The 13,747-nt window shown below is 58.6% G+C and carries 13 protein-coding genes and 1 pseudogene; 1 reads left to right on the forward strand and 13 read right to left on the reverse strand.

The features are described from left to right. Window positions 1-13: 13 nt before the first annotated feature. The 13 genes and pseudogenes from RRU01S_RS22105 to gbd all read right to left on the reverse strand — a co-directional run bounded on the left by RRU01S_RS22105 (window position 14) and on the right by gbd (window position 12,773). A complete protein-coding gene (locus RRU01S_RS22105) occupies window positions 14-1,135 on the reverse strand; it encodes a substrate-binding domain-containing protein (protein ID WP_052816198.1) in 1,122 nt (373 codons plus the stop codon). A gap of 60 nt (window positions 1,136-1,195) precedes the next feature. Beyond that, on the reverse strand, window positions 1,196-2,137 hold the full coding sequence (locus RRU01S_RS22110; RefSeq protein WP_045232386.1) for an ABC transporter permease: 942 nt from the start codon (window positions 2,135-2,137) through the stop codon (window positions 1,196-1,198). Window positions 2,138-2,149: 12 nt separating this feature from the next. Beyond that, entirely contained in the window at window positions 2,150-3,094 is a 945-nt protein-coding gene (locus tag RRU01S_RS22115) for an ABC transporter permease (protein WP_045232387.1), read from the reverse strand. Continuing rightward, window positions 3,091-4,092 (reverse strand): sugar ABC transporter ATP-binding protein, encoded by a 1,002-nt coding sequence (locus RRU01S_RS22120; protein WP_412674303.1) that lies wholly within the window; start codon window positions 4,090-4,092, stop codon window positions 3,091-3,093. The genes RRU01S_RS22115 and RRU01S_RS22120 overlap by 4 nt, the downstream gene beginning before the upstream one ends. Then, window positions 4,087-4,590: pseudogene (locus RRU01S_RS26860) on the reverse strand (ATP-binding cassette domain-containing protein); the annotation flags it as partial. The pseudogene RRU01S_RS26860 and the gene RRU01S_RS22120, both read right to left, overlap by 6 nt. A 26-nt stretch (window positions 4,591-4,616) precedes the next feature. Further along, the gene (locus tag RRU01S_RS22125) at window positions 4,617-5,456 is read right to left on the reverse strand and encodes an amidohydrolase family protein (protein WP_045232388.1); all 840 of its coding nucleotides are present in this window, start codon (window positions 5,454-5,456) and stop codon (window positions 4,617-4,619) included. A 43-nt stretch (window positions 5,457-5,499) separates the two neighbouring features. After that, window positions 5,500-5,922 (reverse strand): RbsD/FucU family protein, encoded by a 423-nt coding sequence (locus tag RRU01S_RS22130; RefSeq protein ID WP_045232435.1) that lies wholly within the window; start codon window positions 5,920-5,922, stop codon window positions 5,500-5,502. Window positions 5,923-5,958: 36 nt separating this feature from the next. Beyond that, the gene (locus RRU01S_RS22135; protein ID WP_045232389.1) at window positions 5,959-6,996 is read right to left on the reverse strand and encodes an aldo/keto reductase; all 1,038 of its coding nucleotides are present in this window, start codon (window positions 6,994-6,996) and stop codon (window positions 5,959-5,961) included. 11 nt (window positions 6,997-7,007) lie between these two features. Continuing rightward, window positions 7,008-7,997, reverse strand: a complete 990-nt coding sequence (locus RRU01S_RS22140) for an ABC transporter permease (RefSeq protein ID WP_234936217.1) — start codon at window positions 7,995-7,997, stop codon at window positions 7,008-7,010. Between the two features lie 14 nt (window positions 7,998-8,011). Then, the gene (locus RRU01S_RS22145) at window positions 8,012-8,992 is read right to left on the reverse strand and encodes an ABC transporter permease (protein ID WP_045232391.1); all 981 of its coding nucleotides are present in this window, start codon (window positions 8,990-8,992) and stop codon (window positions 8,012-8,014) included. Beyond that, entirely contained in the window at window positions 8,989-10,497 is a 1,509-nt protein-coding gene (locus RRU01S_RS22150; protein ID WP_081880166.1) for a sugar ABC transporter ATP-binding protein, read from the reverse strand. The genes RRU01S_RS22145 and RRU01S_RS22150 overlap by 4 nt, the downstream gene beginning before the upstream one ends. 63 nt (window positions 10,498-10,560) lie before the next feature. Next, window positions 10,561-11,601: a sugar ABC transporter substrate-binding protein gene (locus RRU01S_RS22155; protein ID WP_234936218.1), complete on the reverse strand. Its 1,041-nt coding sequence runs from the start codon at window positions 11,599-11,601 to the stop codon at window positions 10,561-10,563. A 59-nt stretch (window positions 11,602-11,660) separates the two neighbouring features. Next, window positions 11,661-12,773 (reverse strand): 4-hydroxybutyrate dehydrogenase, encoded by a 1,113-nt coding sequence (gbd, locus tag RRU01S_RS22160; RefSeq protein ID WP_045232394.1) that lies wholly within the window; start codon window positions 12,771-12,773, stop codon window positions 11,661-11,663. Between the two features lie 302 nt (window positions 12,774-13,075). Between gbd and RRU01S_RS22165 the strand changes: the two genes are divergently transcribed. Then, window positions 13,076-13,747: a GntR family transcriptional regulator gene (locus RRU01S_RS22165; RefSeq protein WP_045232395.1), complete on the forward strand. Its 672-nt coding sequence runs from the start codon at window positions 13,076-13,078 to the stop codon at window positions 13,745-13,747.

A 13,747-nucleotide genomic window follows, 5' to 3' on the forward strand; every position in this document is an offset into this window, starting at 1 on the left:
TAAGCATTCATGATCAGAAGTCGAAGCTGGCAATGTTGTCTTTGGTAAAGACCTTGGGCGCCCCAAGCAGGATTTCGCTCTTGTTGATGATCTGGAGATCGCCGAGCTTTCCGGCCTTGAAGGTCTTGTCGCCCGGCTTGAGGGTGCCGTCGGCAATCGCCCGTAGCGCTGTTGCGGCGGCATAACCCATATCCTCGGTGCTCCACAGCACGGCCGATTTAACGCATCCGCTGTTGACGTAAGGCTTCATGGCATTGGGCAAGGCAAGACCCACCACGGAAACCTTGCCGCAAAGGTTGCTCTGTTGCACGGCTTCCGATGCGGCCGGGGTTGCCACACTGGTCATGCCGACAATGCCTTTCAGCTCATCACCATATTTGTTGATCAGTGTCTGGGCCTGATTGAAAGACAGGATGTTGTCTTCCTGCGCCTCGACTGTCTCCAGGAACTTCATTTTCGGATAGCATTTGGCCGAGTATGCCGCCATCTCGCTGATCCAGCGTGCCTGGTTTGGCGTGGTAAAGGTTGAGGTGACGATGGCGAAATGGCCGTCCTGGCCGATCTGTTCGGCAAGCTGGTCGATGAGGGTCTTTGCAACGCCATTCGCGGTGGCAGGATTGATGAACCACTGACGCGCATCAGGCTCCGCGTCAGCGTCGTAGGTAACGACATTGATGCCGCTTTCCAGCGCTTTTTTTAGCACTGGCGCAACGGCAACGGGATCGTTTGCTGAGAGCATGATGCCATCGATGCCGCTGGTGACATAGTTGTCGATGAAGGTGATCTGCTCATCGATATTGGCCTTTGTCGGTCCGTCTGTCGTCACCTGCACACTGCCGATTTCCTTGGCGGCCAGTTGCGCACCCGCTGCGCTGGACATGAAGTAGCCGATGCCGACAAGCTTTGGCACATCGACCACCTTGATCGGCTTGCCCTTGCGGTCCACCGTCGTGGCTGGGCTTGCGCCATTATACGCACCGGGATCGACCGCCGGTTTTGCTGAATCGCAAGCCAGCGGATTTGTCGGGGCGCCGTCGCCACCGGTCCATGTCGCCTCCTGCGCATGGAGCGTCATCGGCGCAAGACTTGCCAGGCAAAAGACGCCCGCTTGTAAGGTCGTGATGATGGATCGCATAAAAACTCCTCCTTTTTATGACACGTTGCACGCCCTTTGCGGGTGCGTGTTGCTGGTTGGTCAATCGCGTGAGAAGCGGTTGACTAGGTTGGATATGACGACGGCGGTGATCAGGACCACACCGATGACAATGACGGTTCCGTCGCCCTTTACGCCAGAAAGCGACAACCCGTTTTTCAGGACTTGTATGAGCATCAGTCCGAGAAGCGTGCCGATGATCGTGCCACGGCCACCGAAGATGGAGGTTCCGCCCAGAACGACCGCGGTAATGGCGTCGAGTTCCAGCCCTGTTCCCATGTCGGAGCGTGTGGTGGACACGCGCGCCACGAAGACAACGGCTGCAGTGCTGGCCAGAAAGCCGGACGCGGCATAGATCCACAGCTTGATCCGGTCGACTTCGATGCCCGAGTAGCGGGCGGCGGCTTCGTTGTTGCCGATGGCATAGACGGCGCGACCAATCGGGGTCACCCGCAGAATCACGATGGCGATGATGACGACTACGGCCAGCAGCCACAACTGCGCCGGTATGCCGAAAAGGTTGCCTTGCCCCAGGCTGAGAAACCACGCCGGATAGCCGCGCACAGATTGCGCCTGACTGATGCCCTCCGCAAGGCCGCGGTAGAGTGCAAGCGTGGCAAGGGTCGCGATTAGCGGCGGTACGCGAAAGCGGGTGATGATGATGCCGTTGGCAACGCCGCCCAGGGTTCCCGCAGCAATGGCAAGGACTGCCGCAATCGGTAATGGCACGCCCATCTTCCACAACTCGCCCACCAGAATGGCCGAGAGGCCGAGAATCGACCCAACCGACAGATCGATACCGCCGGTGATGATGACGAACGTCATGGCGACGGCGATCAAGCCAAGCTCGGTCATCAATCGCGTCTGGTTCAACAGATTGGCGCTCGTGAGAAACCGGTCGTTCTGCGTGGCCAGCACGGCACCGACACAAAGAAGGATCACAAAGAGGAGGGTTTCGTGCCGGAAAAGGATTTTGTAATTCATCGATAAGGTCCTTCACCCGGCCCGGTTACGTCTGGCTACATCCGCAAGGACGGTCGCCAGAATGAGGGTGCCCTGAACCGCACGGAGCCAATAAGCGGAGACATTGACGAAGATCAGCGCGGAACCAATGGCGGCAAACAGGATGGCGGCCAGCGTAGACCCCGTCACGGTACCGATGCCTCCCAGAATGGAGACGCCGCCCACAACCGCAGCCGAGATGATCAGCAGCTCGAGCCCGTTGGGGACCGTCGACTGGATGACCTGCAATTGCGTGGCAAACAGGATGGCGGCCACACCCGCAAACACGCCGTGAATGGCAAAAACCTTCACGGTTGTGCGCTGGTGCGAAATCCCAACCGCATCCGCGGCCTCGCTGTTGCCTCCTACACCATAGACCGTTCTGCCGAAGGGGGTGCGTGCCATGATGAAGGCCATTATGGCTGTCAGGGCGACCATAGCGACGATGGGCACCGGCAGTCCCAGCAGACGGAACTGTGCGAGCTGATACTCCGGCGGCAGACCGGAAATCCAAGCCCCGCCTGTCACGGTGATCAGAAGTCCCCGGAGAATAGACAGCATCGCAAGCGTGGCGATGATCGAGGGAATGCGTATATAGGCGATGAGCGCGCCAAGGCATGTGTTGATGAGGCAACCCGCAAGGATCGGGGCCAGCCAGGCGAACCAGACGGGGTAGCCATTGGTCACCAGAAGACCGGAAATGGTGGCGAGCACGCCAATCAAGGCACCGATGGAGACATCGATATGACCTGAGATAATGACCAGAGACATGCCGATTGCCGCCACGGCGACATAGGCGTTTCCGACGAAGATGGTCGACAGGTTGTTGGCGGACAGAAATCGCGGATTGATGGCGGTGACGACGATGAACAGCAGGATGATGACCGCTGCGAGCGCGATCTCCTGTCCGATTATCTTTTGAAAGCGCGTCTTTGTCATGCTGCTCGTCCTTGCATCATGGCCGCGCCGACGGTTTCCGCCGTCGCGTGCTCCCGGTCGATGATGGCGGCGACCTTGCCGCTGTTCATCACCAGCACACGGTCACTCATGCCCAGAACCTCCGGTAGCTCGCTCGAAATCATCACGATGGCGATGCCCTCCCTTGCGAGGTCGACCATCAATTTGTGAATTTCAGATTTCGCACCGACATCGACACCGCGCGTGGGTTCATCGAGGATTAGCACCCGTGGCTTGGTTGTCAGCCATTTCGCAATCACGACCTTCTGCTGATTGCCGCCGGAGAGTTCCCCGACAATCTGCATCGGACCTCTCGCACGAACTGCGAACCGCTGGATTGCGGTCTGCGCCAGGCTGAGTTCACGGCTTCGATCAACCATCCATCCCTTGGCAATTCTGTTGAGAATGGGCATGACGACATTGTCGCGAATGCTCTGCTGCCGCACGAGGCCATGCTGGCCGCGATCTTCCGGCACATAGGCAATACCGAGGTCGATGGCGTCACGGATTTTCGATATCTTGACCATCTCGCCGTCGAGGCGGATGGTGCCAGAAGACGAAGGCGTCACGCCGAATATCGTTTCGGCAAGCTCCGTGCGACCGGAGCCGACAAGCCCGGCAATACCGAGGATTTCGCCTGCTCTGACACCGAAACTGATGTTATCGATGCGACCAGTGCAGCAGAGATTTTCGATCTCCAGAACCGTCTTGCCCATCTCCACCTCCTGCTTGGGAAAGAGATGGGTGATCTCGCGTCCGACCATCATCGATACCAGGCTTGCTTCCGTCACGTCTTCAATCGGCTTGGTCGAGATCGTCTTTCCGTCACGAAGAACCGTGACGCGATCCGAAATCTGGAAAATCTCGTTCATCCGGTGGCTGACATAAACGATGCCGACGCCATCACGGCGAAGCATGCGCACGACATCCAGCAGCCTGACGACATCGGCCTCGGCAAGCGCTGCTGTCGGCTCATCCATGATCAGAACCCGCGCATTTCTGGACAGCGCCCGGGCAATTTCGACGCGCTGGCGGTTTGCAACGGATAGTTGACCCACCATGCCGTCTACATCGAGATCAGGACAATTGAGGCGCGCCAGAAGCTTGCGCGCTTCCTCGCGCATGGTTCGCCGGTCTATAGTTCCGATGGATGTCCGTGGCGCGTGACCGAGGAAGATGTTTTCCGCGACCGTCATATCAGGAAACAGCAGCAATTCCTGATGCACGACTGCGATGCCAGCACTTTGGGCGCTGCGCGGATTTGCGAAACGTGTGGCGCTGCCTTCAAGCAGAACCTCACCACCATCCGGCTGATGCGCACCGGAGAGGATGCGGATCATGGTTGACTTGCCGGCACCGTTCTCGCCCATGAGCGCGTGCACCTCACCGGCACGGATATCGAAATCCACACCCTTAAGAACCTTGACCGGGCCAAAGGATTTCTCGATATCGCGCATCGCCAGCACCGGTGTGCTCACGCTGGTTCTCTCATCAATGTCAGTGCTCAACGGCGTTGTCCTCCTACGCCGTAGAAGGCGGCGGCATTCGTCTCGAAAATCCGGGTGAGTTGTTCGCTGTCAAAATGGTCGGATAGGAGCATCCTCGCGAGATTGCATACCTCGCTATAGCTTGCGGCCAGCAGACAGACGGGCCAGTCACTGCCGAACATCAGCCGGTCTGCACCGAAGACGGACGCGACATGATCGACGTAACGCCGGAAGTCTTCCAGTTGCCAATCTGGCGAGGCTTCGGTCACCATGCCTGAGATTTTGCAGGACACGTTCGGAAAGGCTGCGATATCGCGCATGTGGCTTGCCCAGGGCTCGAACTGACCCGTGGCGATTTCGGGTTTGGAGATATGATCGACCACGGCTTTCAGCGGCGGCACATGCTCTAGAGCCCGCAACACATGCGGCAGATGGCGTGTGAACGTGAGGATGTCGAACGGCACGCCTGCGGCCTCGATGGCCTTCAGGCTTTTCAACACCCGTGGCCGCAGGATGAAGTCGTCGTCGGGCAGTCCCTGCAACATGGGCCTGACGCCGACGAACAGGGGATTGGCGCGGTAATTGGTAAGCCTGCTTTCGAAATCGTCGGAATCGAGATCCAGCCAGCCGACCACGCCTGCGACAAAATCGGTTTTCGCCGCGATATCGAGCAGAAAATCGGTCTCCGCTTCAGTTTCCGCCGCCTGCACCAGAATGGTTCGCGTGACGCCTGCGCGCCGCATCTCGCGGCGCAGATCGTCCGGCATGAAATCCCGGTAGATCGAACCCAGCTCCGGCGTCAACCAGCCATAATCGGTGCGGCTCGTCGTCCAGAAATGCTGATGGGAATCCAGCATATTTTCCTCCCCATTGTGACATCCTCCTCCTGCACATGAAGCGTCAGGGGCGGACGACGCCCTTTCTCAGCAGAATATTGCCGTAGAGCCTGCGTTCGCCCGATGCGATGACGGCAAAAGCGTTTGTTGCGCGCTGGTAGAAGTCGGATGGCGCGATGCCCGCAAGCGCGATGGTGCGGCCCTCTCCCTTTTCGACGGACGCAGCAAATTCCGCATAGATCGGCAGCGGCTCACCGGGAGCCTGCATGTAGCTCACCGGCTGCTCGACAAAATCGTCCAGAGGGAAAACCGTCAGGATCGCGTCGATGATATCTGTTGCACTGATGCCCGGCATATCGATCAGCCGCTCCCCACAGGCAGCCGCCGGAAAATTCGCGTCAACGATGGCGATTTCGTTGCCGTGGCCCATATCCGCCAACACGGACAGCAACTGGCTGGTGAGCAAAGGATGAATATTTTTAAGCATGGACATGTCTTTCTGTGAAAATAAACGTGTGGCGCATCACGCACCGATGAGGCCGTCGTTCTCCAATGTCGTCCAAAGCTCCTCGGGAATATCCTGATCGAACCACGCGACGTTTCCGTTGAGCTGTGCCGCCGTCTTCGCCCCGATGACGACGCAGGTGGTGGCTGGATGGCGCAGGGGAAACTGGATGGCGGCGGCGGGTAGCGGCACGTCGAAGCGATTACAGATCGTGCGTAGACGATCCGCTTTTTCGATGATCTCGACAGGCGCATCGGCGTAGTTGAACTTCGGCTTTGCCGAGGACGATGCCAGAATGCCCGAATTGTAGACGCCCGCCACGACCAGTGCCATGCCGCGCTTTTGCACGAGCGGCAGGAAATCCCGCTCCGCATCCTGATCGAGAAGTGTGTAGCGACCGGCCAGCATGCTGCAATCGAGATCCGCCTCATCAAGCGCATCGCGGATGGCCTGCCATTCGTTGACACCGAGACCAAAGCCCTTGATATCGCCAGCAGCCCGCAGTTCTGTCAGCGCTCTGAACCCGCCACCCTTGGTCAGCGCGGACCAGTGATGATCATGAAGGTCCGCGTGGGTGACGCGGCCGATGTCATGGACATAAAGGATATCGGGATTGGGTAGACCGAGACGCTGCTGGCTGTCATCGAAGCTGCGCATGACGCCGTCATAGCTGTAGTCGAAGACCTCGCGAAACGGCAGACCATTCCACCAGCCGGGGTCTAGTGGGTTCTTTGGCGGCGCGGGCGGCAGCGAGCGACCGGCCCTTTCGGTGGTCATCAGACGTCCGACCTTGGTGGAAAGAACAAAGCTTTTCTCACCTGTCTCGCGCAACACCTGACCGACCAGATGTTCTGAACGACCATTGCCATACATGGGTGCCGTATCGAAGTAGCGGATACCGGCAGCCCAGGCAGCTTGGAGCATGTTGAGGGCATCAGCGGTCTTGACCGGTGCATAGAGACCACCTAACGGCGCACTGCCGATGCCGAGTGCGGTGACCTTAAGCCCGGTCTTGCCGACGGGTCGCGGGGTGGATGCCTTGATTGTCTTGCTCATGATGCTCTGCCTTAGATTTTTGCGCGGTTCTGGCGGCGTGCCCAGACGACAACGGTCACACCGAAGAGAAGCAGCAGGCCGCGAACGATCTGCCGTTGCTGGTCGGTCCAGCCGAGAAGGGCGGCACCACTCAAAAGTGCGGCCAGCAATAGAACGGCGGCCAATGTGCCCACGACATTGGGTTTGCCGTATTTCAACGCCATGCCGCCCAGCAGCACCGCCGTCAGCCCGTCGATGAAATAGGAACTGCCGATGTAAGGCTGGCCGGACGAGAGATCGGCGGTCAGCAGGATGCCAGCCAGTGCCGAAACGACGCCCGACAGAATATAGAGAAGAAACAGGATACGGTTGACCGGCACACCGGCTTCCACGACCGCTGCACGGTTCTGCTCCATGGCATAGAGATAGTGGCCGAAGGTCAGATGTTCCTGAACGACATAGGATGCGGCGTAGATGATCGCAACCACGATGGCAATGACCGGTATGACGCCCAGATTGGCAGACAGCACCGAACCGACAAAGCCTGTCGACGACAGCGAAATCGAGGTGCCGAGACCGATGGCGGCGGCGATGGAGCCCGCAAGCCCACCCGTGGCGATGGTGATCACCAGAGCAGGCAGTCTGAAGCCTGCAACAAGTCCGCCATTGATGAGACCAATGACGACGCCCGCCAAAAGCCCGCACAGACAGGCAAGTGGCCAGCCATAACCCGCCTGCACCAGCCCGGCCACGATCATGTTGGCAAGCGCTGCCACCGACATGAAGCTGACGTCAATTTCACCGGCAGCAATGATCCAGGTCAGCCCGAGGAACATGATTGCGGCAATGCTTGCAGACCGCAGCATATCATTGATGTTGCCAGCGCTGACGAAGGTGGGTCGCAACCAGGCGAACAGGATGAACGCCGCCAGCACCAGCAGAAACAGCCCATAGCGAACAAGGAATGTTTCGATATCCGGGCGGGTCCGCTGCGCCTGCAAATTTTGGCTCAATACAGTCATCCTCTTTCCTCCCGTCATCGGGCCATGCGACCGCCGAGCAGATTGCTCAGCGCCGCCGTCAGTTTGGGGTCGAAAATCGAGATTGCCGCGATCAGTACGAGGCTCACGATCGCATCGCTGTAGTAGTAGGGTATTGCGAGTAGCGTGAAGCCGTTCAGCATGGTCGACATCAGCAAGGTGCCGGCAAGGGTTGCCGGAATGGACGGCGCGCCGAAAAGAGCAGCCCCCAGATAGACAGCCGCGAATGCGGGCATGAGCAACTGGTTGCCCGCCGTCACATTGGCAGCACCGGATGAAGCGACCAGAAGCGTTATGGCAAGACAGGACATGGCACCGCACAGCGCAAAGGCTGCCAATACATAAAGTTTGACGCGAATACCCGAAAAGCGGGCGGATACGCGGTTTTCGCCGGTGGCATAAAAGGCGCGACCTAAACGCGATGCATGCAGAACGATCCCGGCAACGATAGCGGCGGCTGCCAGAATGACGACCGGCATGTCGAAGGTCAGAACCTTGGCATCGTTCAGGTCGAGAATGCCCGACATGAAGAAGTTTTCAGAGATCGATGTACCGTTGCTGTAGAAATAGGACAGTCCGATCGCGACACCGCCCGTGGCAATGGTCGCGACGATATCGGGAAGCCGCAGATAGGCGATGACAGTGCCGTTGATCGAACCGGCCAAGATTCCGACAGCAATCCCACCACCGATTGAAACGCTCAGACCATATCCCGCCGCAAGCAGGAAGCCGAGCGTCATGGCACCTAAAGATGCCACGCCCGGAAAGGAAAGATCGAATTGTCTGACGACGATGACGAATGTCAGCCCGATGGCCGCCAGACCGTTCACCGCCATATGGCGCAGAAGTGCGTGCAGGTTGCCACTGCTGAGATAGACCGGCGCAAATGTTTGGAAGACAGCGGCGATGCAGGCAAGCAGTAAAATGAAGGCCCCTAATCGAAGCACTATTGGTGGAAGCTTGAAACGTTCGCTCATGACCGAACTCCCATGATACCCGCAGCAAGAAGCTGATCACGACTGGGGGCTGCGTCCGTCTGGGTAATGGGACGGCCCTTATAGAGAGCGATCGACCTGTCTGCGACACCGTGGACCTCATCGCAATCGGACGAGATGACAATTACCCCTGCCTTGTGCGACAATTCCCGCATCAGCGCGTACAGCGTTGCGCGCGCGCCGATATCGACACCGACAGTCGGCTCCACGAAGATGTAGATCCGGGCGTCGCGGTAGAGCCCTTTGGCGATTACGATCTTCTGCTGATTGCCTCCGGAAAAGGCGCTGACGGGTCGGTCGAGCTTCGGCGGCTGGAGCGCGACGCGCTTCGCCAAATCCTCGGCGGACTTGCGATTGCGCCCGAAGCGCATGAGGCCGCCGGTCCACGATGCCTTGCCGAGATGTGCGACCACTGTGTTGAAAATCACGTCCTTTGACAGCGTCAGACCCTCGGTGCGTCTGTCACCCGGCACAAGAAAGATACCGCGCCTGAGCGCGTCGTGCGGGTCTTTCAACTTGACTGGCTGGCCGTCGATGCTGATCTCGCCTGCATCCGGGCGGATGACGCCGAAAAGCGCCTTCGACAACTCATCAACCCCAGAGCCGACAAGTCCGAAAATGCCGAGAATTTCCCCCCGGCGGAGGGTGAAGCTGACGTCGGTGAAGAGTCCCTTCTTTTCGAGACCCTTGACCTCCATCATCACTTCACCGCCCGCCCCGTCTGCCCTGGGAGGGAAGATGTCGCCGGACTTTTCGTCCAGCATGAGTTCCGGAATAGAAATACCGTCATCAAGTGCCCCCTTCGCCGGGAAGGTTGCCACGTTGCGGCCGCCGCGAAACACGGTGAACCGGTCGGCAATCTCGAACACTTCTTCGAGGCGATGGGTGATGTAGATGATGGCGATCCCAGCCGCTTTCAACGTGCGCATTAGTTGAAACAGCGATGCCTTTTCACGCTCGGTCAGCGTCGAGGTTGGCTCGTCGAGGATCAGGATTTTTATGTCGTCGCGTCGTAGAGCATGGAGCACCGCGACGATCTCGCGATCGACGGCTGGCATTTCGCCAACACGCCTGTCGAGATCGATTTCAATGGGGAATCGTTGCAGCAGCTTTTGTGCGGCTAGGCGCATGGCTGTACGGTTGATGCGCCCGGTAAGACCCGGCTTGTGCGCCTCTTCTCCGAGAAAGATATTCTCGACGCCGGTAAAGTCGTTGACCAGTTCCGGGTGCTGCTGGACGCAGGCGATGCCTTCCGCGATTGCGGCGGCAGGCGTTCCCAACTCGACCGGCTTGCCATCGATGTCAATTGTTCCGGTATCCTTCGCATAAACGCCGGACAGGATTTTGATCAACGTCGATTTACCCGCGCCGTTGACACCCAGCAGCGCATGGATTTCACCTTTTTCCAACTCGAAGTGAACGCCATCCAGTGCCTTGACGACACCGAAGCGTTTTTCGATTTGCCGCATGCTCAACACGGTTGCCATTGTCATGTCCCGATTGTTGGTGTGCGGCGGGCCCATATGTCGGACCCGCCTTCGTGGGTGGACTTAGAGTGCGCGCGGCCAGCCCAGTTTCAGGGCTTCGCCGGGTTGGTCGTAATTGTCCGGTATCTCTGAGAGGTTTTTCAAACTGTCCTGGGTGACGGCGTAGGACGGTGTGATGACGAAGCGTGGCGCCTTGCGTCCCGCTGCGACCTCATGAGCATAGAAGGCGTTCATGTAGGCCATTTCATAAAAGCTCTGCGCCATGGTCAGTGCGAAGGGCGATCCGGCTTTGATGTATTCGAACGACTGCTTGCCACCATCGATGCCGGTGATGAAAACCTTGCGGGAGGCTGCGCGGATGGCAAGGGTGCCTTCAGAGGCAGCACCGTCCCAGGCGCACCAGATCGCGTCCAGTTCCGGGTTGGCCGTCAGGATATTGTCCACCACTTGGCGTGGCGTCGTCGTTCCACCCAAGGCAAATGCAATCTCCGAGACGATTGTGATATCGGGGAAGCGGGTAAAGACGGAGCGCGCTCCGAGCGTACGCTGATCCCAGGATTCATTGGAGGGAAGGCTCACCAGCGCCACTTTGCCCTTACTGTTCAAGCGCTTGGCGATATATTCCGCACCAGCAGCACCTAGGCCAAAATTGTTCGACATGGCAGTCGAGGTGACGGTGGTGTTGGGGACATAACTGTCGCCACAGAAGATCGGAATGCCGGATGCGACAGCCGCCTGCACGGCTGGAGAAATAGCCGCGGCATCGGCTGGCGTGATGAAGATGGCGGCGGGCTTGGAGGCGACGAAGGCCGCGATCTGGTCGGCCTGTTTCTTGATATCGTAGTTGGCGTCTGCAATAGTCAAGGTACCGCCCAGACGCTGTATCGCGTCCTTATACCCATTGACGATGTGACGGCCAGATTCCCATACGGTCCAGCCCAGCGACGCACAGAATTTCAAATCCTGCGCATAGGCGAAATTGGGTCGACCGAGCGCTGCGGCAACGGTCATCGCCGCGCCTGCGCTCAACACGCCGCGGCGCGTCAGTTTCAGGCCGCAGAGACTGGTCTCTTCCCCCTGCATTCCGATTGTAGTCTCAGACATAGCTTCCTCCCGTCAACACGACCGGAACCATCCGGCCGTCTCATCTCCCGACGCCGCCTTCAAAACGACTGGCGTATGATCTCCAGATAATCTTCTTTCGTGGCCAGCCGCGGGTTCGTTGCATGGCAATGATCCTTCAGCGCCTCGCCCGAAACCTTGTCCATCATCGCCTCCGTCACGCCCATGGCCCCGAGCCCGGAGGGCATGCCGATATCGCGATTGAGCGCGGTGATGATGGCATCGGGCTCCCCACCCAGAATACCCGCCAGCACATCCCACTTCGTACCGATCACGGGCCGGTTGAACTGCAACACCGCTGGCATCAGCACGGCGTTGAGTGTGCCATGGTGCAGATTGAGTTCCCTGATAGCCCCAAGCGGATGGGTGAGGGCGTGCACGGCACCCAGCCCCTTTTGAAACGCCATCGCGCCCTCGAGCGCTGCCATCATCATGTCCCAGCGCGCTTTGCGATCTTGGCCATTCTTCACGGCCTGCCTGATAGCGGGAAAGCCGCGCTTCAGGCCATCGAGGGCAATGGCTTCCGCAGGCGGATTGATGGCGGGCGCCATATAGGTTTCGAGACAGTGCGACAGTGCATCCATACCCGTCGCCGCCGTCAGAAAGGGCGGGAGGCCATGGGTCAATTCCGGATCGCACAGCGCGATGCTAGGCAGCATGAAGCCACTCAATATGCCGAGCTTTCGACCCTCGGCAGTGATGATGACAGCTGCGCGACCGACTTCCGAGCCGGTGCCGGATGTCGTCGGCACCGCAATCATAGGGCAGATGCTCCCGTGAATGCGTGACGCACCACCTTCGACTGCGGTATATTGCGCCAAGGGTCCTTCATGGCCGCTCAGCAAGCGAACTGCCTTGGCAAGATCGAGCGATGAACCGCCACCCAGCCCGACAATCCCATCGCAACCTTTCTCGACATAGAGCGCATAAGCCGCCTCGACCGCCTCTTCCGTTGGGTTGGCGGGTGTGCCGTCAAAAACGATAGGGCGTTCGGAAAACAGGCCCAGCACCCGCTCCACCAATCCGGTCGAAACGAGGCCGCGATCGGTCGCGATCAGCGGTCGGCGCACGCCAAGCTCAGTAAGAAGCGCTGGCAAGCGTGAAATCGCCCCCTCTTCGAATTCGATACGGGTCAGATAATTGATCAAGGCCATGTCGCGTTTTCACCTGTTGCCGAGGCTGCCAGAGTCGACGACGAATGGCAGGCAGACGCCATGGCCTTTCGTGCACAACAATGGCTATCGCCGTTGGTTTTCTTCGCTTTGCTGGATCACACCGGGCTCCCGACCGATGCTTCTCCTCCTCCGTCAGGGGCGTTCAAATTTTCACTTGCGCCGCCAACTAATATATGAGTTATATAAATGCAGATGACAAATCGTCTGTCAACGGAAATTACAGACCGCAAAACGCTCATATATTGAGGCTTTAGGTTGAAGTTGCTGGGAATACACGAGAGATGAAAGCCGCTCCAAAATCTGAGGTGATATATGGGTCACTTCGCCAAGCCATCGTTCATCTGGAGATGCAGCCTGGTGCGGTTATCTCGGAGAAAGATCTCTGCTCCGAGTTGGGCGTGTCACGCACGCCGGTTCGCGAGGCGCTCCAGCGGCTTGCCGACGAGGGTCTTGTGGATATTTTTCCGCATTCGGGTACCTATGTCAGTCGCATCTCTTTCACCGTGGCCGAAGAAGGTTTTGTCATTCGCCGCGCGCTTGAAATCGAAAGCGTTCGCAAGGCCTCAACACTCATCAAGGACGCCCATATCGCGGAACTCGACACAATCTTGGAGGGTATGCGAACGCTTCTGGCCAACAACACGCTTGATCGATATCTCGACGCTGACGACGTCTTGCATGGCAAGATCGCTGCGATCAGCGGCTATCCGCGTATCTGGAAATTCATCACCCTTGCCAAGGTCCATCTGGACCGGATGCGCCAGTTGAGCGCGCCGGTGCCGGGGCATCTCGCCATGGTGACAGAGCAACACGAAGCCATCGTCAAGGCCTTGAAAAACCGCAGCGCCGACCAAGCTGAGCTGGCCATGCGCATCCATCTCGACTCCTCGTTCGCTGTCATGGCCAATATGTACGAGGACAAGATCGCCTTGTTCGAAAGGGAGGAGGACTGA

Source organism: Agrobacterium rubi TR3 = NBRC 13261 (assembly GCF_000739935.1).
GTDB lineage: Bacteria > Pseudomonadota > Alphaproteobacteria > Rhizobiales > Rhizobiaceae > Agrobacterium > Agrobacterium rubi.

Bases quoted from the DNA above. Each gene is read 5' to 3' on its own strand.
- RRU01S_RS22155 (WP_234936218.1), bottom strand. From the start codon at position 11,601: ATGTCTGAGACTACAATCGGAATGCAGGGGGAAGAGACCAGTCTCTGC.
- RRU01S_RS22120 (WP_412674303.1), bottom strand. From the start codon at position 4,092: ATGGATGAGCCGACAGCAGCGCTTGCCGAGGCCGATGTCGTCAGGCTG.
- RRU01S_RS22135 (WP_045232389.1), bottom strand. From the start codon at position 6,996: ATGAGCAAGACAATCAAGGCATCCACCCCGCGACCCGTCGGCAAGACC.
- RRU01S_RS22140 (WP_234936217.1), bottom strand. From the start codon at position 7,997: ATGACTGTATTGAGCCAAAATTTGCAGGCGCAGCGGACCCGCCCGGAT.
- RRU01S_RS22130 (WP_045232435.1), bottom strand. From the start codon at position 5,922: ATGCTTAAAAATATTCATCCTTTGCTCACCAGCCAGTTGCTGTCCGTG.
- RRU01S_RS22150 (WP_081880166.1), bottom strand. From the start codon at position 10,497: ATGGCAACCGTGTTGAGCATGCGGCAAATCGAAAAACGCTTCGGTGTC.
- RRU01S_RS22145 (WP_045232391.1), bottom strand. From the start codon at position 8,992: ATGAGCGAACGTTTCAAGCTTCCACCAATAGTGCTTCGATTAGGGGCC.
- RRU01S_RS22105 (WP_052816198.1), bottom strand. From the start codon at position 1,135: ATGCGATCCATCATCACGACCTTACAAGCGGGCGTCTTTTGCCTGGCA.
- RRU01S_RS22165 (WP_045232395.1), top strand. From the start codon at position 13,076: ATGAAAGCCGCTCCAAAATCTGAGGTGATATATGGGTCACTTCGCCAA.
- gbd (WP_045232394.1), bottom strand. From the start codon at position 12,773: ATGGCCTTGATCAATTATCTGACCCGTATCGAATTCGAAGAGGGGGCG.
- RRU01S_RS22115 (WP_045232387.1), bottom strand. From the start codon at position 3,094: ATGACAAAGACGCGCTTTCAAAAGATAATCGGACAGGAGATCGCGCTC.
- RRU01S_RS22110 (WP_045232386.1), bottom strand. From the start codon at position 2,137: ATGAATTACAAAATCCTTTTCCGGCACGAAACCCTCCTCTTTGTGATC.
- RRU01S_RS22125 (WP_045232388.1), bottom strand. From the start codon at position 5,456: ATGCTGGATTCCCATCAGCATTTCTGGACGACGAGCCGCACCGATTAT.